Source organism: Actinomadura sp. NBRC 104425 (assembly GCF_030269545.1).
In the GTDB taxonomy this organism is placed as follows: domain Bacteria; phylum Actinomycetota; class Actinomycetes; order Streptosporangiales; family Streptosporangiaceae; genus Spirillospora; species Spirillospora keratinilytica.
Genome location: NZ_BSTN01000008.1, coordinates 23,855 through 41,907 on the forward strand (window position 1 = coordinate 23,855; position 18,053 = coordinate 41,907).

Consider the following 18,053-nt stretch of genomic DNA (forward strand, 5'->3'; position numbering starts at 1 on the left):
GGTCAGGCGGGGGCGGGCACCACGTGGGCGGGCGTGCGTCCGGCGAGCGCGTCGAGGACGGCGTCGGTGGCGCCCTGGCCCATGCGGTCGACGGCCTCGACGGTCTGCGCGCCGATGTGCGGGGTGACGACCACGCGGTCGGCCAGGTCGGGCGCGAGCAGCGGGCCGCCCGCCCGGGCGCCGTCGTGCCGTCCCTCGCCCGCCAGGGTGTCGGCGGCGTAGGCGGCCAGGCGCCCGTCGCGCAGGGCCGCGGCGACGGCGGCCTCGTCGACCAGGTCGGCGCGGGCGGTGTTCACCAGCACCGCGCCGGGGCGCAGCCGCGCCAGCCACGCGGCGTCGACGAGCACGGCCCCGCCGGGCGCGTGCAGTGACACCGCGTCGCACCGTTCGGCCAGTTCGGCAAGGTTTCCGGCCGGGCGCACGCCGTCGGCTGCGCCAGGGGGCGCGTACGGGTCGTAGGCCAGGACCTCGGCGCCGAAGCCGCGCACGCGCCGGGCGACGCCGCGGCCGATGCGGCCGTACCCGGCCACGCCGACGGTCAGCGCGCCCAGTTCCCGGCCGCGCCGGGTGCGCCAGTCGCCGCCGCGCACGTCCCGGTCGCCGGCGACGACGCCGCGCAGCGCCGCCAGCAGCAGCGCCACGGCCAGGTCGGCGACGGCCTCGCTGTTGGCGCCCGGGGTGTTGGTGACGGTGACGCCGCGGGCGGCGGCGGCCCGCAGGTCCACGTTGTCGACGCCGACGCCGTAGCGGGCGACGACGCGCAGCCCGGGGGCCGCCGCCAGGTGCTCGTCGGTGATCGGCGCGGTGCCGGCGATCCAGGCGGCCGCGTCCGCCAGGACGGGGCGCAGCGCGTCCAGGTCGTGCGCCGTGGAGCCGCGCACCACGCGCAGTCCGGCGGCGGCCAGCCGCCGCTCGCAGTCCGCCCGGCCCCGGCCGAACGACCGGGACGTGACCAGGACGGTGCCGTTCATCCGTTCTCCTGTTCGAACCACGATTCGAGCCGTCGGTAGGCGTCCAGGAAGGAGGCGTGGCGGCGCCGGTACTCGGCGTGCCGCGCCGGGTCGGGGGTGAACTCGGCGGTGATCTCCGACAGGTCCCGGGCCACCTCGAAGCCGGGCACCAGCCCGGCGCCGACCGCGGCGGTGACGGCGGCGCCCAGGCTGTTGGCCTCCTCGCCGATGCGGCGCCGCCGCACGGTGGCGCCCCAGGTGTCGGCGAGGATCTGCAGCCACAGGTCGCTGGACGCGCCGCCGCCGATCGCGTCCACCCGGTCCACCGGGTGGCCGGCCTCGCGGAACGCCTGCACGCAGGTGCAGAGGTTGAACGCCACGCCCTCCAGCACGGCCCGCGTCATCTCCGCGCGGCCGTGGTGGCGGGCCAGGCCGAGGAACACGCCGCGGGCGGAGGCGTTCCAGTACGGCGAGCGCTCGCCGAGCAGGTGCGGCAGGAAGTACAGCCCGGTGGTGTCGGCGTCGGCGGCGGCGCGGGTCAGCTCGTCGAACCTGTCGCCGCCGCGGTCCGGGCGCAGCAGGTCGGCGACCCACTCCAGTGCGGCGCCGCCGGTCTGCATGGTGGCGGTCGGCACGTACCGGCCGGGCACGACGTGGTCGAACGTCATGGTCCGCATCGCCGGGTCGTGCAGCGGCTCGGCCGCCGACAGCGACACCCACGACGACGATCCGAGGTAGGTGTAGGCGCCGTCCTCGGGGTCGATGACGCCCGCGCCGAGCGCCGCCAGCGGCCCGTCGCCGCCGCCGAGCACCACCGGGGTGCCGGGCCGCAGCCCGACCGCCTCGGCGGACGCGGCCGACAGCTCCCCCACCACGGTCGTCGCCGGGACGATCTGCGGGAACAGCGCGGGGTCGAGCCCGGCGGCGCCCAGCATCCGCTCCGACCAGCGGCCCGCCCGCTGGTCGTAGGCGTTGGTGCTGGACGCGTCGGACGGGTCGGTGACCAGCCGCCCGGTCAGCCGCTGGACGACGTAGTCCTTGGCCAGGCACACGTGCGCGACCTGCGCGAACACCTCCGGCTCGTGCTCGCGCACCCACAGGATCTTCGTCAGCGAGTAGGTGGGGTGGATCTGGTGGCCCAGCAGCCGGTAGGCGGCGTCGGCGCCGATCTCGGCGGTCAGCCGGGCCGCCTGGGCGGAGCTGCGGTGGTCGGCCCAGATCAGCGCGGGGCGCACCGGGCGGTAGCCGGAGTCCAGCAGCACCGCACCCATCATCTGGCCGCTGAACGACACGGCGCGCACCGCGGCGGGGTCGGTGCCGGTGTCGGCCAGCAGCCGACGGGTGGCGGTGGCGACCGCCTCCTCCCAGTCCGCCGGGTCCTGCTCGGCCACCCCGCCCGCGGCGAACCGGGTGCCGTACCGGACGGTGGCGGCGGCGACCAGGCGGCCGTCGTCGCGGTGCAGCGACGCCTTGTCGCCGGTGGTGCCGAGGTCATGCGCGATGATCATGTCTGCCTCCCGGTGCCGGCGGCCTCGCGGTCGTCCCCGGCGGGCCCGCCCGCCGCGTCGCCGGTGCCGGAGGCGGCGGCGTCGGCCGCGGGGGCGCCGGTGTCGCGCGAGCGGGGTCCACGCAGGTTGCGCAGGTGCTCGGCGGCGACGGCGGCCAGGATCAGCACGCCGGTGAGGATCTGCAGCCAGAACGGGTCGATGCCCAGCAGCGTGCCGCCGTTGTCCAGCAGGCCGACCACCAGCGCGCCGACCAGCGCGCCCAGCGCCGTGCCGCGCGCTCCGAACAGGCTGGCCCCGCCGATGACGCAGGCCGCGATGGCCTGCAGTTCGTACCCGGTGCCAGCGGTCGGCACGCCGTTGCCGAGCCGGGACGCCAGCAGCAACCCGGCCAGGGCCGCCAGCGTGCCGCACAGCGTGTAGGCGGTGATCTGCACGGCGCGCACCGGCACGCCGGTGAGCCGGGCGGACTCGGCGTTGGACCCGACCGCGTACACGTACCGGCCCCAGACGGTGCGGCGCAGGAACACCCCCACCAGCACCGTGATGATCAGCATCAGCCAGGTCAGGTTGGCGATGCCGAGCACGGTGCCGCCAGCGAGCTCGGAGAACCCGTCCGGCAGCGGCTGGATGGTGCGCCCGCCGGTGAGCAGCAGGGTCGCGCCGCGGGCGATGCCCATCATGCCGAGCGTGACGATGAACGGGGGCAGCCGCACCGCCGCCACCAGCACGCCGTTGACCAGCCCGGCGAGCGCGCCGACGGCCAGCGCCAGCAGCGCCGCCCACAGCACGTGCGCGCCGCCGGTGGTGGCGAACACCGCCTTGGCGGCCACCACGCCGGACAGGCCGACCACCGACCCGACCGACAGGTCGATGCCCGCGGTCAGGATGACCAGCAGCTGCGCCACGGCGAGGATGGCGTAGATGGACACCTGGCGGCCGAGGTTGTCCAGGTTGGTCCCGGTGAGGAACACGTCGGTGGACAGGCTGAGCGCGAAGCCCAGGAGCAGCAGCATCCCGATGCCGCCGAACCCTTTGTTGAACAGCTGCCCCAGCCGCAGGATCTCGCTGTCGTCGGGCTCGCGGCGGGCGGCGCCGCGGCCGCGTCCCTGCCGGGGCGCCGTGGTGACATCGGTCATGAGGACTCCACAGTCTTGACGTCGTGCCGCTGCCGTGCCGCGGCGGATGGGGCGGACGGCGGAGCCGCGACGCGGTCGGCTCCGCGCGGGCTGGCCAGCGCCAGCACCTTCTCCTCGGTGGCCTCGGCGGCGGGCAGATCGGCGACCAGGCGGCGTTCGCGGACGACCACCACGCGGTCGCACAGGCCCAGCAGCTCGGGCAGGTAGGACGAGACGACCACGATGGCCAGGCCGGCCGCGGCCAGGTCGGCGATGATGCGGTAGATGTCGGCCTTGGCGCCGACGTCCACGCCCTTGGTGGGCTCGTCGAGCAGCAGGACCTTGGCGCCCAGCGCCCGCCAGCGGGCGATCAGCACCTTCTGCTGGTTGCCGCCCGACAGCGAGGACACCGGGTCGCCCCAGTCGCCGAACCGCAGCCGCAGCCCGTCGGCGGCCTGCTCGACGTGCCGGCGCAGGCGCGGCCCGTGCACCAGCCCGCGCACCCCGGCGGTGCGCCAGCTGGCGATCGCGATGTTCTCCTCGATGCTCAGCTCGGGCAGCAGCCCGGACTCCTTGCGGTCCTCGGTGAGCAGCCCGATGCCGCGCCGGGCCGCCTTGCGGGTGGACCCGCGGGGCACGGGGCGGCCGTCCAGCAGCACCCGCCCCTCGGTGACCGGGTCGGCGCCGAACACCGCGCGCAGCAGCTCGCTGCGGCCCGAGCCGAGCAGCCCGGCCAGGCCGACGATCTCGCCCGCGCGCACCGACAGGTCCACCGGCTCGGGGAAGCCCACCGGGCGCAGCCCGCGCAGCTCCAGCCGGGCCTGCCCGTCGCCGCGGGGCTCCTCGCGCGGCCCCGGGTACAGGTTGGTGATCGTCCGGCCGACCATCGCCGCGATCAGCGAGTCCTCGTCGAAGTCGGCCATCGGCCGGGTGACCACGTGGGCGCCGTCGCGCAGCACCGTCACGGTGTCGCCGATGGCGAACATCTCCTCCATGCGGTGCGTGACGTACAGGACGGCGACGCCCTCGTCCCGCAGCGCCCCGACCCGCTCCAGCAGCGCCTCCCCCTCCTCGGCGGACAGCGCGGTGGTGGGCTCGTCGAAGATGACGACCTTGGCGTCCCGCGACAGCACCCGCGCGATCTCCACCAGCTGACGGGTGGCGGTGGGCAGCTCGCCGACCGTCCGGGACAGGTCGAGGTCGGCGAGGCCGACACGCTCCAGCATGGCGCGGGCGGCGGCGCTGCGGCGGCGCCGGTCGACGAACCCGGCGCGGGACGGGAACGCCCCCATGCACAGGTTGTCGGCGACCGTGAGGTCGTTGAGCAGGCTGAGCTCCTGGTAGACGACGCCGACGCCGGCGGCGCGCGCCTCGGCCGGGGTGAGCCCGCGGCGCATGCCGCGGCCCTCGATGACGTAGTCGCCCGCGTCCCGCTGCACCGCGCCGGTGAGGATCTTGATGAGGGTGGACTTGCCGGCGCCGTTCTCCCCGGCCAGGCAGTGCACGGTGCCGGGGTGCAGGTCCAGGTGCACGCCGGACAGCGCGCGGACGGGCCCGTAGCTCTTGCTGACCCCGCGCAGGCTCAGCACCGGCGCGGTGCCGCCGCCGGGGTCGCTCACTGCCCGTCCCCCTTGTCCTTCGGCGGGTTGAGCAGCTGGGCGTACTCGGGCTTGTCGACCATGGACTTGTCGATGAGCACGGCGCCCGGGTCCAGATTCACCGGCGGGGTGCTGCCGCGCACCGCCATCCCGGCCTCGACGACGCCCTGGTAGCCGAAGAAGAACGGGTTCTGCACGACGATCGCGCTGAGCGTGCCCGCGCGCACCCCGTCCACCTCGGCCGGGTCGGAGTCGAACGCGACCGCCACCACGCGGCCCGCGGCGTTCTTCTCCTTGATGGCGCGGGCGGCGCCGGTGCCGGAGGTGTTGTTGTCGGCGAACACGCCGACCACGTCCGGGCGGCTGCTCAGCACGTCGCCGACCTGTCCGACGGCCTTGTTGAGGTCGTTGTCGTTGACGAGGGTCTGCACGACCTCGGCCTTGGGGCAGTCCTTGGCCAGCCCCTCCTTGAAGCCGGTGAACCGGTCGACCAGCACCTGCTGCCCCGACACCGAGCTCTCGTGCACGATCTTGCCGTCGGGCGCGCCCTTGCGCTTGAGCAGCTCGCACATGCGCTCGCCGGCCTGCTGCCCGGCCTTGATGTTGTCGGTGCCGATGAACCCGTCGTTGGCGGCGGTGATCGCGTTGTCCACGGTGACCACCTTGATGCCCTGCTTGCGGGCCCGCTCCACCACGCCGTTCAGCGCGGTGGAGGAGTTGGAGGCCAGGACGATCGCGTCGGCGCCGCGGGAGATGGAGTTCTCCACCAGCTTGACCTGGCCGTCGATGTCGGTCTCGGACGTCGGACCGAACAGGCCGAGCCGGATGCCGTGGTCCTGCCCGGCCTTCCTGGCTCCGGCCAGCATCGACTGCCAGAACTCCGAGTCGGTCGCCTTGGTGATGACGTCGATCTTGGTTCCGGCCACGGCGCTGGTTCCGGAACCCGGCCCGGCGTCCTCGCCGCCGAAGGCGACCTTGCCCGCGGTGACGCCGGCGCCGATCGCGACGACGGCGATCGCGGCGGCGACTCCGGGGGACACATAGCGGATGCGCGCCATTTACGCTCCTCAGGGGTGGGATGGGGACGGGACCGGGCGGTGTGCGGCCCGGCCCGGAGGGCGGGGGGATGTTTCGGCGGGGCCCCGGTCGGGTCAGGTCAGAACGGGCGCAGCCGCGGGCCGTCGGCTCCGCTCAGCACGCGGTAGCCCATGCCGTTGCGCAGCACCCAGTCGTAGTCGTGGCCCGCGTCACCGGGGTAGACGGCCAGGAAGCGGTACGGCTCGTCGCCGGTGTTGACGCTGCGGTGCGCCCAGCCGGGCGGGATGTAGCCGATGGTGCCTCGCTCCATCGGGATCCACTCCGGCTTGTCGCCGTCGAACAGCAGCAGCCCGCCGACGCCGGACAGGCCCAGGTAGATCTCGCCGCGGGGCCGCGGGTGGATGTGCCCCTTGGTCATGTGGAACTCGCCGCCGACCTGACCCGGGTAGATCGTGGTGATCGACTGGGGCAGCTCGCCCTCGGTCTCGGGGACCGGCGACGAGGCGACCTCGTAGACCACCGGGTCCTCGGCCAGGGCGGCCTCCCAGGCGGCGGTGTCGGCGAACAGTCCCCGCAGGTCCGACATGCGGCGGGTCAGCACCGGGCCGGACGGATCCATCCGGGCGTCGAAGGTGATCCGCATCGGGGGGACGGGCGGGGTGGCGAACGGCGGCAAGGACGACCTCCTTCGTCTCGGTAGGGGATACTGTCGTCCTGTAATGACAGGATGTCAAGCGGAAAGCCCAGGTGAGATCCCGGGCGAGGGATGTCCGAGGGGGTCAGCGGTCGTCGTGCACGAGCATGTTGGGCACGGCGCCCTGCCGCTCGCGGTGCCGCCGCAGGCTCACCTGGAACCGGCTGCGGTCGCCCCGGTGGTAGGCGACGAAGAACTCCACGGGACGCCCGGTCACGTCCCAGGCGGTGCTGTGCAGCAGCAGGACGGGGTCGCGCGGGCGCAGCCCCAGCGCCTCGGCGATGGCCGGAGCCGCCGGCACGGCCTCGACGAACCGCCGCCCGTGGTCCAGCTCCACGCCGTACTTGCCCTCCAGGACGCCGTACAGCGACTGCTCGGTGAAGTCCTCCTCCAGCAGGCCCGGCGCGATGTCCGCGGGCAGGTAGGTGCGGGTCAGCACCCACGGCTCCCCGCCCACGTACCGCAGCCGCTCCAGGTGGACCACCGGCTCGCCCTCGTCCAGCTCCAGCGCGGCGGCGACCTCGGCGGGCGCGGGGACCGGGGAGAACGCCAGCACCCGGCTGCGCAGCACCTCCCCGCGCGCCTGGACGTCCTCGTACAGCCCGGTCAGCGACTGGAACAGCGCCTCGTCGGTCTTGCGCGCGGCGGCGAACGTGCCCTGGCCCTTGCGGCGGACGATCCGCCCGTCGGCCTCCAGCTCGTCCAGGGCCTGCCGGACCACCGTCCGGGACACGCCGTACTCCTCGCACAGCGCCATCTCGCCCGGCAGCCTGCCGCCCGGCTCGATCTCGGTCTCCAGCCGCTCGACCAGCAGCTGCTTGAGCTGTGCGTAGAACGGCAACGGCGAACGGCGATCGATTCGGCCCCCAACCATGCGCCCCAGTATCGCACGCATGTCATATCAGGATGACAGGCGGTCATCTGACGGTGAAAACCCGGCCGGTCCGGGGCGCAGCGTCGTCGCAGAAGGCCTAGGAGTCCGACCGGGCGGCGGAAGACGCGAGGCCGGGCCGGGAAGGCCGGTCGGTCATCTCACGGACCGGCGGGCGGGATCGCCGGTCGCGCGCCGTGCCCTCCGGGCCGGCCGGTCACCCGGCGGCGTCGGGCCAGCCCGGGGGAAGCAGGGACGCGGGGGTGCCCATGGCCAGGCGGAGGCGTTCGGCGAAGCTCTCGTGCAGCAGCGGACCCCACGAGTAGCCGCTGGGCACGCGGACCGCTCGGCCGATCAGCTCGTGGGTCTCGCCGGGCCGCTGCTCGGCAGGATCGTCGGCGTACCGGACGGCCAGCAGCGAGTACATGTGGTCCAGGGCGCCGAACGCCTCACCGGCCACGGCGGGCAGCGTGCCGTCCGAGACCGCCTGCTCCAGCACCGGCTCCCACCACAGGTTCTCGGGGTCGGCGTCCTCGTCGTCGCCGCCGAAGTCGCGGCGCAGCCGGGCGCGGACCTGCGCGGCGACGCCCGGGTCGGCCAGGCCGCGCCGCCACACCTCCCGGCTCTCGGCGCCGCGCCCCCGCAGCGGCAGGGTGCGGGCCAGCAGCTCGATCGCCAGCGGCCCGGCCTCGGGGTCCACGGCGTCCTCCTCGCCGCCGAGGGCGGCGGTGAACGCGCCGATGGCCTGGTCGAGGTAGGCGATGCCGAGCGCCACCGCCAGCCGCGCGTAGGCGTGCGGCGCGCTGTCGCGGTCGACCAGGCGCAGGCCCGCGGTCAGCACGCGCTGCGCGCGGGCGGGCTCGCCGCGCTCCAGCAGCCGCTGCGCCAGGTCGTGGGCCGCCAGCGGGCCGTACTCGGGGTCGCCGGTGGCGATGGCCTGCTCCCAGCGTTCGCGGGCGGTGTCGAAGTCGCCCGCGTCGTCGGCCAGCCGCGCCAGCGCCAGGTGCGCCGGGGGCAGGTAGGCGGGGTTGCCGAAGTCGACGACGACCTGCCAGGCGGCCCCGGCCTGCTCGTACTCCCCGGCGCGCTCGTGGGTGAGCGCCAGGTGGTAGGCGGCGCGCGGCCCGTACTCGGGGTCCCCGGCGGCGATGGCGGCGCGGTCGGCCTCGCGGGCGCCGGCCACGTCCCCGGCGTCGTCGAGCACCACGGCCAGGCCGAGCGCGGCACGGGCCCGGACGGGGGTGTCGCCGAGCGCCAGGACCTGCTCGAACAGGTCGGCGGCGCGGTCGAGCTCGCCGTCCTCGGCGAGCCGCCGGGCCTCCTCGCACAGGTGCTCCGGGGTGTCGCCGGGGGGCGGGGCCGAGGTGTCGCTCATAGGGTGCCCAGCCTATCGAGCCGCCGCCCGCCGGAACCGGGACGACACGAAAACCGACGGGCTTGATCATCGGTGTCCGCGCCGTCCCGCGGCGCGCCCCGCACCCGCCCCCGGCGGGCCGGGCGGGGCGCCGCTCCGGCCGGTCCGCTCCGGTCAGTCCTCGAACGCCTCCGGCGGCGGGCAGGAGCACACCAGGTTGCGGTCGCCGTACGCCTGGTCGATGCGGCGCACCGGCGGCCAGTACTTGCCCTCGCGCAGCGACGGCACCGGGTAGGCGGCCTCCTCGCGCGAGTAGGCGTGCTTCCAGTCCTCGGTGATCAGGCACGCGGCGGTGTGCGGGGCGTTCTTCAGCGGGTTGTCGGCGCGGTCGTAGGAGCCGTCGGCGACGCGCTGGATCTCCCGGCGGATCTCGATCATCGCGTCGCAGAACCGGTCCAGCTCGGCCAGGTCCTCGCTCTCGGTGGGCTCGATCATCAGCGTGCCGGCCACCGGGAACGCCAGGGTCGGCGCGTGGAACCCGTAGTCGATCAGCCGCTTGGCCACGTCCTCGGCGGTGATCCCGGTCTCCTTGGTGATCTTGCGGAGGTCGGCGATGCACTCGTGCGCGACCAGCCCGTTGCGGCCGGTGTACAGGATCGGGTAGTGCGGGGCCAGCCGCCGGGCCACGTAGTTGGCGGCGATGATGGCGCCCTCGGTGGCGGCGCGCAGCCCGTCGGCGCCCATCATCGCGATGTAGGCCCAGGAGATCGGCAGGATGCCCGCCGACCCCCACGGCGCCGCCGAGACCGGCCCGCCGCCGGCGGGGCCCGCCTCGGGGCGCAGCGGGTGGCCGGGCAGGAACGGCACCAGGTGCTCGCGCACGCCGACCGGGCCGACGCCCGGCCCGCCGCCGCCGTGCGGGATGCAGAACGTCTTGTGCAGGTTCAGGTGCGACACGTCGGAGCCGAACTCCCCGGGCCGGGCCAGCCCGACCAGCGCGTTGAGGTTGGCGCCGTCGACGTACACCTGGCCGCCCGCCTCGTGCACGGCCGCGCACACCTCGGTGATGGTCTCCTCGAACACCCCGTGGGTGGACGGGTAGGTCACCATGATCGCGGCCAGCTCGGCTCGGTGCTTGGCGATCTTGGCGTGCAGGTCGTCCAGGTCGATGTTGCCGCGGTCGTCGCACGCGACGACGACCACCCGCATCCCGGCCATGACGGCGCTGGCGGCGTTGGTGCCGTGCGCCGACGACGGGATCAGGCACACGGTGCGGTGCCCCTCGCCGCGGGAGGCGTGGTAGCCGCGGATGGCCAGCAGCCCGGCCAGCTCGCCCTGCGACCCGGCGTTGGGCTGCACCGACACCTTGGCGTACCCGGTGATCTCGGCGAGCCGCTCCTCCAGCTCGGCGATCAGCTCCAGGTATCCGGCGGCCTGGTCGGCCGGCGCGAACGGGTGGATGTCCGCGAACTCCGGCCAGGTGATCGGCTCCATCTCGGTGGTCGCGTTCAGCTTCATCGTGCAGGAGCCGAGCGGGATCATCGACCGGTCCAGCGCGATGTCCTTGTCCTGCAGGCGGCGCAGGTAGCGCAGCATCGCCGTCTCGGAGCGGTGCGCGTGGAACACCGGGTGGGTCAGGTACGGGCTCTCGCGGCGCAGCCGCTCGGGGAACGCGTCGGCCGGGTCGTCGTCGAGCGCCGGGTCCACGCCGAACGCCTCCAGGACGGCGGCGACGTGCTCGGGCAGCGTGGTCTCGTCGCAGGCGATCCCGACGTGGTCGGCGTCGGCGCGGCGCAGGTTGATCCCCCGCTCGAGGGCGGCGGCCACGACCCGGTCGGCACGGCCGGGCACGCGGGCCAGCACGGTGTCGAAGAACGCCTCGTGCACCACCTCGACGCCGCCGCGCCGCAGCGCGGCGGCGAGCGCGGCGGCGCGGCGGTGCACCCGCTGGGCGATCGCCGCCAGCCCTTCCGGCCCGTGGTACACCGCGTACATGCCGGCCATCACGGCCAGCAGCACCTGGGCGGTGCAGATGTTGCTGGTGGCCTTCTCACGGCGGATGTGCTGCTCGCGGGTCTGCAGGGCCAGCCGGTAGGCGGTGGCGCCGTCGGCGTCCACCGACACCCCCACCAGGCGGCCGGGCAGCTGCCGCTGCAGCCCGTCGCGCACGGCCAGGTAGCCGGCGTGCGGGCCGCCGAACCCGTACGGCACGCCGAACCGCTGCGCCGACCCGACCGCGATGTCGGCGCCGGACTCGCCGGGCGGCCGCAGCAGCGTCAGCGCGAGCAGGTCGGCGGCCACCACGACCTGGGCGCCGCGCGCGTGGGCCTGCTCGGCGACCGGCGCCAGGTCCCGCACGGCGCCCGACGCGCCCGGGTACTGCAGCAGGACGCCGAAGAAGTCGCCGTCCGGCAGCCCGCCGGACAGGTCGGCGGTGACCACCTCGATGCCCAGCGGGACGGCGCGGGTGCGGATCACCTCGATGGTCTGCGGCAGCGCGTCGGCGTCCACCAGGAACGTGCCGGGCTCCTTGCGCTTGGACGCGCGGTGCGCCAGGGCCATGGCCTCGGCGGCGGCGGTGCCCTCGTCCAGCATGGAGGCGTTGGCGACCGGCAGCCCGGTCAGGTCGGCGACCACGGTCTGGAAGTTCAGCAGCGCCTCGAGGCGGCCCTGGGAGATCTCCGGCTGGTAGGGCGTGTAGGCGGTGTACCAGCCGGGGTTCTCCAGCACGTTCCGCTTGATCACGCCGGGGGTGACCGTGCCGTGGTAGCCCAGGCCGATCATGGAGGTGAGCACGGTGTTGCGGCTCGCCAGCTCGCGCAGCCGGGCCAGCGCCGCGGTCTCGCTGAGGGCGGGCGGCAGGTCCAGCGGGCGGGCGGTGCGGATCGCGGCGGGCACCGCGTCGTCGATCAGGGCCTCGGCCCCGGAGTAGCCGATGGCCGCCAGCATCCGGGCGTGCTCGTCCGGGGACGGCCCGATGTGCCGGTCGGCGAACCGGGTCGAAGGATGCTGCGGCGACGCCACCGGGGCGAAGAACTGGCCGGTCATTGGGGATCCTCCTGGGCTGCTGCGGTCGCTCAGGGCGGCCGCCCGCCGCGCTGGCGCGGTCCGGCGACCGGTCTCCCCCTCTGTCTCGGCACCTGAGAGCTTCACCCGCGGAACGGGGTTTCCCCTTCGGTGAGGCGCCCCCGCCCCTTTCGGGGGCGGCGCCTGCTTTCCAGAGGTGCCTCGCCTGAGCGGTCCTTTTGCCTGAGAGGTTCCGGGGAGGGTTGCCCCTTCGGCGCCCCACGCTGGCGGCGTGGGGTCTCTCCCGCACAGGGTCGACGGCGTCCTTTATGGGAACTCTATCCAAAAGCTCCGTGGCGATCGTCCGCCGGGGGGACGACCCCGGCGGCGCGGGACGGCGGGCTCGCGGTGTCCCGCTCGGGAGCCACGGCAGGCCGCCAGTACGATAACCACAGCTCACGGACGGGACGATCGCCGCGGGCGCAGGGCGAACACTGTTCCCGGCCGGGGGCGGACGGGGGCGCGGCACGGTGCGCGCGCCTCTCGACGCGACGCCGCCGGTTCTGGAACGCTCATCACGATGACAGGTCCGGACGGCGGTGCGGCGGTGACGCAGACCCAGGAGGAGACGGCGCCTCCCGGTACGGCGGCGCCGGTCGGCGTGCCGGTGGAGGAGCCGGCCCGGCCCGACCGGATCCGGCGGTCCTCGGACGCCATCCGGTTCGCCGCCGCGGTGGCCGGGCTGGTCGGGATCATGCTGCTGGTGTCGTTCGCCCAGCAGACCACGCACGGCCTGCAGACCGACATCGCCGAGGGCACCGCGCACGCCCCCCGGTTCCTGCTCACCCTGGCCACGCTCGTGTCCAGCTTCGGGGTGCTGGCGGTGCCGGTGGCGTTCGCGGTCGAACGGCTGTTCCACAAGGACGGGGTGCGGGTCGCGATCGCGCTGCTGGCCGCGGTGATCGCGTTCGTCCTCACCGTCCTGCTGGACGACCTGGTCGTCCCGGCCGCGCCCGGCGGGGTGCTGGACTCGCTGATCTGGGGCGGCACCGACACCGCGCCCGTGCACACCGACATCACGCCGGTCATCGCGTTCGTCACCGCGGTCGGCATGGCCGGCCGGACCCGCTGGCAGGCCGTCACCTGGACGATGATCGGGCTGGCGGCGCTGACCGGCCTGACCGCCGCGACCGCGTCGGTGGCGGCGCTGGCCGCCACCTACTGCCTCGGCAGCGCCATCGGCCACGGCACCCTGTACGCGGTCGGCACCCCCAACCCGCGGCCGCCCGGCACCGCCGTGCTGGCCGCGCTGGAGCGGCTGGGGCTGCGGCCTGTCCGCGGGCGGCAGGTGCCCGGCGCCGCCGACGACCCGCGCCGCTACACCGTGGCGACCGCGCACTCCCCCGGCGAGGCGCCCACCGACGCCACCGGGCGCGCCCTGCCGCGCGGCGACTGGCAGCTGCGGGTCACCGTGCTGGACCGCGACCAGCAGACCGCCGGGCTGCTGTACCGGGTGTGGCGGCTGGTGCGGCTGCGCAGCGGCTCCACCCGGCGGGCGCTGCGCTCGCTGCGCCGCTCGCTGGAGCAGGAGTCGCTCATGGCCTACGCCATGGAGTCGGCGGGGGTGCGCACGCCGCGGCTGGTGGCCACCTGCGAGGTCGGCACCGAGGCGGCGCTGCTGGCCTACGAGCACGTGCCCGGGCGGCCGCTGGACGCCGTCCTGGACGCCGAGATCACCGACGAGCTGCTGGACGACGTGTGGCAGCAGCTGCGGCGGCTGCAGGCCGCCCGGCTGGCGCACCGCCGCCTGGAGGGCGATGCGATCCTGGTCGGCGACGACGGCCGCGTCCGCGTCGTCGACCCCCGCTCGGGCGAGATCGCCGCGGGCGACCTGGCGCTGCGGATCGACCTGGCGCAGCTGCTGACCACGGTGGCGCTGCGGGTCGGGCCGGAACGCGCCGTCCGGTCCGCGGCGCGGGTCCTCGGCGACGGGCCGCTGGCCGGGGCGGTGCCGCTGCTGCAGCGGGTGGCGCTGTCGCGGTCCACCCGCGCGGCGGTCCGGCAGGACCGGGAGCTGCTGCCCCGCATCCGCGAGCAGATCCTGCGGCTCAAGCCCGAGATCGAGGCCGCGCCGGTGCGGCTGGAGCGGTTCCGGCCGCGCACCATCCTGTCGATCGTCGCGCTGACCGCCGCCGCCTACATCGTGGTGCCGCAGCTGTCGAGCGTGAACCTGCCCACCCTGATCGCGCAGGCCGAGTGGTGGTGGGCGGCGGTCGGGCTGGCCGCCGCGGCGGTCACCTACCTGGCGGCGGCGCTGATGCTGATGGGATTCGTGCCCGAGCGGCTGCCGCTGGGCCGCACCGTGCTGGTGCAGCTGGCCGCGTCGTTCGTCAAGCTGGTCGCGCCCGCCGCGGTCACCGGCGTGGCGCTCAACACCCGCTACCTGCAGCGTTCGGGCGTGCGGCCCGGGCCCGCGGTCGCCAGCGTCGGCGCGTCCCAGCTGATGGGCATGGTGGTGCACATCCTGCTGCTGATCGTGTTCGGGTTCATCACCGGCTCCACGCACAACGCCACCAAGGACCTGACCCCGTCGCGGACCGTGGTGATCGTGCTGCTGGGGCTGGCGGTGCTGACCGGGATCGCGCTGACCATCCCGAAGGTGCGGCGGTTCGTGGCGGCCCGGCTGCGCGCCATGTTCTCCGGGGTGGTGCCGCGGCTGGTGGACGTCCTGCAGTCGCCCCGCAAGATCGTCCAGGGGGTGGGCGGCACGCTGCTGCTGACGGCGGGGTTCGTGGTGTGCCTGGACGCCTGCGTCCGCGCGTTCGGCGGGTCGCTGCCGTGGACGGCCGTGGCGGTGGTGTTCCTCACCGGCAACGCCCTGGGCTCGGCCGCGCCGACGCCCGGCGGTCTGGGCGCCGTCGAGGGCGCCCTGACGCTGGCGCTGACGATCTCGGGGCTCACCGCCGACACCGCCACCTCGGCGGTGCTGCTGTTCCGTCTGCTGACCTTCTGGCTGCCGGTCCTGCCGGGCTGGGCCGCCTTCGCCTACCTGCAGCGCAAAGAGGCGATCTAGCCCGATCCAGCCGAATTCGGCCCGGCTCCGGGCCGCCCGGCCGCCGCGGGCGTCAGCCCGTGCGGCGGGCGCGGCGGCGGTGCGCCAGCTCGTCGTGGGGATGGTGGGCGGGGCCGTCGGCGGTGGCTCTCTCGCCGGGCAGCTCGGCGAGGCTGCCCTCGACCTCCTGCCACACCCGGCCCAGCGCGATGCCGAACACGCCCTGCCCGCCCTGCAGCAGGTCGACGACCTCGTCGGCCGAGGTGCACTCGTAGACGCTGACCCCGTCGCTCATCAGGGTGATCTGCGCCAGGTCCGGGACGCCGCGGTCGCGCAGGTGGGCCACGGCGGTCCGGATCTGCTGCAGCGAGACCCCGGTGTCCAGCAGCCGCTTGACCACCTTGAGCACCAGGATGTCGCGGAAGCTGTACAGGCGCTGGCTGCCCGACCCGTGCGCGGCCCGCACGCTGGGCTCCACCAGGCCGGTGCGCGCCCAGTAGTCGAGCTGACGGTAGGTGATCCCCGCGGCCGCGCACGCCGTGGGGCCGCGGTAGCCGACATCCTCAGGCGGCGCCGACACCTCGGTGTCGAACAGCAGTCCCTGCTCTCCGGCACGCTGGGACGCCATCTGCCTGTCGGGGGTCGCCTTGCCCTCGCCGCTGCTCACCGCCACGCGGACCTCCGGCTTCTATCAGCCCGCGGCGTTCCGTCAAGGGGGTTTGACGAATGACGCCACGAGTGTTCCACCAGCACGGTAGGTGCCGGTCAGAGTGTGGTCAACGTTCGTCGTCGGCGCGTCGCATGCCCGGATGAACCGCCTTCACGTGGGCAAACTGCACACCTTCGCACTCATTCTCTCCTACCCCGCCGCCTCCGGAGCCGAACGCCGGGCCGTCCGCGCCGCAAGTTCACACAGATCAGAGCATGATCTTGCAGCGGCGGCGCGCGCCCTCGCGGGGCGCCGTCCGCCCCTGTACGGCAGTGCCGCATGTCACACGCCATACTCCCCCGGAAAGAGACGACCGCACATCCTCACGGGGCCAATGCCCTTACCCGGCGGCCACCTAACCAATACCGGCCAGACTTTTCTGAGGTTCCGGCTCCGCGAACGGGCCGCCGCCGGGTCCCGCGCGGACGCAGATCGCCTCAGTCGGGGCTGTGGTAGTGGTTCCAGTCGGGCCGCGCCGCGTCGATCTGCGCGCGCACCTCCTCCTTGCGCGCCTCCATGCGCTCGCGCAGGTCCCGGTCGGCCTCGGCGCTCACGCGCCTCAGCCAGCGCCGGAACCTGCGCCGCCACGAGTTCCCGCCCGGACGCCGCATGCGCCCCACTGTGCCGTCGATCCGGCCGGCCTGACAAGAAAACCGCGATTTCAGCGCGAAGAGGCCACCGGGCCGGGCATGCCGCGGCGGGGCGAGTGCGGGGGAAGGGGGGAAGAGCGGCCGGAGTCGGCCACGTTCAGCAGAGCCCGCGAGGAGGGGCGCGCCCGGCGCGTCAGCCGGCGCGGCCGAAGTCCTCGGGGGTGATGGTGTCGAGGAACTCGCGGAACTTCTCGACCTCGTCCTCCTGCTCGTCGGGGATGGCCACGCCGGCCTCCTCGAGGACGTCCTCGCTGGCGAAGATGGTCGCGCCCGTGCGCAGCGCCAGCGCGATCGAGTCGGACGGGCGGGCGCTGACCTCCACGCCGTTGGAGAAGACCAGGTCGGCGAAGAAGATGCCCTCGCGCAGGGCGGTGATGTTCACGGTGCGCAGCTGGACGCTCAGCGCGTCCAGCACGTCGCGGAAAAGGTCGTGGGTCAGCGGCCGGGCCGGCAGCACCCCCTGCTGGGCGAAGGCGATCGCGGTCGCCTCGACCGCCCCGATCCAGATGGGCAGGTACCGGTCGCCGTCGCTCTCCTTCAACAGGACGATCGGCTGATTGGAGGGCATCTCGACCCGGACGCCGACGACCTCCATCTGCTTCACTGCGGCTCCCTGCTGGTCCTCGCTGTTTCGATCACCACGTGCCCGGATCGAAGTCTGACCGAACCCTAAGGCCCAACGTACACCCAGCATCGGACGGTGGCCCCCGCCGAGCGCGCGGCAATAACCTCCGTCAGATCCGTGATCAGGGGTCAAGGGTTTCCCGCAGCCCCGCGGAGACCAGCGCCTCGTGCAGCCGCACCCACAGCTCGGCGATCTCGCGGGCGGCCTCGGCGGCCTGCTCGTGGGCGCCCGGGCTGCGGCGGCGCAGCTGCGGGGCGACCACCTGCTCGATCAGCCCGACCTGCCGGTCGGCGGCGGCCTTGGCCGCGCGCAGGTGCCGCACCTGCACGCCGAACCGGCCGAGGGCGGCCGCGGTGCGGGCCACGGTGAGCGCCTCGGCGTCGTAGTAGGCGCCGGTCCGGCGGACCAGGCCGTACTCCTCCAGTTCGGCCAGCAGGGCGTCGTCGATGCCGGCGCCGTCGAGCAGCTGGCGGCGGGTGAGCCGGACCGCCTGGCCGGGAGCGGTGGCGTCGGCGGCGACCAGGGTGCGCAGGCGGCGTCCGGGGCCGCCGTCGCGACGGGAGCCGAGCGGCGGGGCGGGCTCGCCGCGGTCCAACGCCTCCAGGTGCTGGCGGATCACCCGCAGCGGCAGGTAGTGGTCGCGCTGGGCGGTCAGGATGAACCGCAGCCGCTCCACGTCGGCCGGGCTGAACTTGCGGTAGCCGGCCGGGCTGCGGGCGGGTGCGATCAGGCCCTCGGACTCCAGGAAGCGGATCTTGGAGATGGTCACGTCCGGGAACTCCGGCCGCAGCAGCTCCAGGACGTCCCCGATCGTCATCAGGGTCCGGGCCGGTTGCGCGGTCATGGTGCCTCTCCTCCCGGCCGTGTTCCCGTGCCGTGCCCC

General features: G+C 74.7%; 14 protein-coding genes and 2 riboswitches. Of the genes, 1 reads left to right on the forward strand and 13 read right to left on the reverse strand.

What is annotated here, in order from left to right:
* Nucleotides 1-2 precede the first annotated feature (2 nt).
* The 9 genes from QSK22_RS14535 to gcvP form a co-directional block, all read right to left on the reverse strand.
* Nucleotides 3-971, reverse strand: a complete 969-nt coding sequence (locus tag QSK22_RS14535; protein WP_285494671.1) for an NAD(P)-dependent oxidoreductase — start codon at nucleotides 969-971, stop codon at nucleotides 3-5.
* Nucleotides 968-2,458 (reverse strand): xylulokinase, encoded by a 1,491-nt coding sequence (xylB, locus tag QSK22_RS14540; RefSeq protein WP_285494672.1) that lies wholly within the window; start codon nucleotides 2,456-2,458, stop codon nucleotides 968-970. The genes QSK22_RS14535 and xylB overlap by 4 nt, the downstream gene beginning before the upstream one ends.
* Nucleotides 2,455-3,594, reverse strand: a complete 1,140-nt coding sequence (locus QSK22_RS14545; RefSeq protein WP_285494673.1) for an ABC transporter permease — start codon at nucleotides 3,592-3,594, stop codon at nucleotides 2,455-2,457. The genes xylB and QSK22_RS14545 overlap by 4 nt, the downstream gene beginning before the upstream one ends.
* A complete protein-coding gene (locus QSK22_RS14550; RefSeq protein ID WP_285494674.1) occupies nucleotides 3,591-5,192 on the reverse strand; it encodes a sugar ABC transporter ATP-binding protein in 1,602 nt (533 codons plus the stop codon). The genes QSK22_RS14545 and QSK22_RS14550 overlap by 4 nt, the downstream gene beginning before the upstream one ends.
* The gene (locus QSK22_RS14555; protein ID WP_285494675.1) at nucleotides 5,189-6,229 is read right to left on the reverse strand and encodes an ABC transporter substrate-binding protein; all 1,041 of its coding nucleotides are present in this window, start codon (nucleotides 6,227-6,229) and stop codon (nucleotides 5,189-5,191) included. The genes QSK22_RS14550 and QSK22_RS14555 overlap by 4 nt, the downstream gene beginning before the upstream one ends.
* Nucleotides 6,230-6,327: 98 nt before the next feature.
* Nucleotides 6,328-6,885 (reverse strand): glucose-6-phosphate isomerase family protein, encoded by a 558-nt coding sequence (locus tag QSK22_RS14560; RefSeq protein WP_285494676.1) that lies wholly within the window; start codon nucleotides 6,883-6,885, stop codon nucleotides 6,328-6,330.
* A gap of 103 nt (nucleotides 6,886-6,988) precedes the next feature.
* Nucleotides 6,989-7,744: a GntR family transcriptional regulator gene (locus QSK22_RS14565; RefSeq protein WP_285494677.1), complete on the reverse strand. Its 756-nt coding sequence runs from the start codon at nucleotides 7,742-7,744 to the stop codon at nucleotides 6,989-6,991.
* A 247-nt stretch (nucleotides 7,745-7,991) separates the two neighbouring features.
* Nucleotides 7,992-9,149 (reverse strand): tetratricopeptide repeat protein, encoded by a 1,158-nt coding sequence (locus QSK22_RS14570; protein WP_285494678.1) that lies wholly within the window; start codon nucleotides 9,147-9,149, stop codon nucleotides 7,992-7,994.
* 153 nt (nucleotides 9,150-9,302) lie between these two features.
* Complete coding sequence (gene gcvP / locus QSK22_RS14575) at nucleotides 9,303-12,176, reverse strand: aminomethyl-transferring glycine dehydrogenase (protein WP_285494679.1); 2,874 nt, start codon at nucleotides 12,174-12,176, stop codon at nucleotides 9,303-9,305.
* Between the two features lie 70 nt (nucleotides 12,177-12,246).
* Nucleotides 12,247-12,355: riboswitch (glycine riboswitch) on the reverse strand.
* Nucleotides 12,356-12,451: riboswitch (glycine riboswitch) on the reverse strand.
* A 263-nt stretch (nucleotides 12,452-12,714) separates the two neighbouring features.
* Here gcvP and QSK22_RS14580 point away from each other — a divergent pair.
* Nucleotides 12,715-15,207, forward strand: coding sequence for a flippase-like domain-containing protein (locus QSK22_RS14580; protein WP_285494680.1), 2,493 nt, complete (start codon nucleotides 12,715-12,717; stop codon nucleotides 15,205-15,207).
* Nucleotides 15,208-15,259: 52 nt separating this feature from the next.
* Here QSK22_RS14580 and QSK22_RS14585 read toward each other — a convergent pair whose 3' ends face one another.
* The 4 genes from QSK22_RS14585 to ftsR form a co-directional block, all read right to left on the reverse strand.
* Entirely contained in the window at nucleotides 15,260-15,859 is a 600-nt protein-coding gene (locus QSK22_RS14585) for a MerR family transcriptional regulator (protein WP_285494681.1), read from the reverse strand.
* Nucleotides 15,860-16,332: 473 nt separating this feature from the next.
* Nucleotides 16,333-16,506, reverse strand: a complete 174-nt coding sequence (locus tag QSK22_RS14590; protein WP_285494682.1) for a hypothetical protein — start codon at nucleotides 16,504-16,506, stop codon at nucleotides 16,333-16,335.
* A 172-nt stretch (nucleotides 16,507-16,678) separates the two neighbouring features.
* The gene (locus QSK22_RS14595) at nucleotides 16,679-17,149 is read right to left on the reverse strand and encodes a bifunctional nuclease family protein (RefSeq protein WP_285494683.1); all 471 of its coding nucleotides are present in this window, start codon (nucleotides 17,147-17,149) and stop codon (nucleotides 16,679-16,681) included.
* A 142-nt stretch (nucleotides 17,150-17,291) separates the two neighbouring features.
* Nucleotides 17,292-18,014 (reverse strand): transcriptional regulator FtsR, encoded by a 723-nt coding sequence (gene ftsR / locus QSK22_RS14600; RefSeq protein ID WP_285494684.1) that lies wholly within the window; start codon nucleotides 18,012-18,014, stop codon nucleotides 17,292-17,294.
* Between the last annotated feature and the right edge of the window lie 39 nt (nucleotides 18,015-18,053).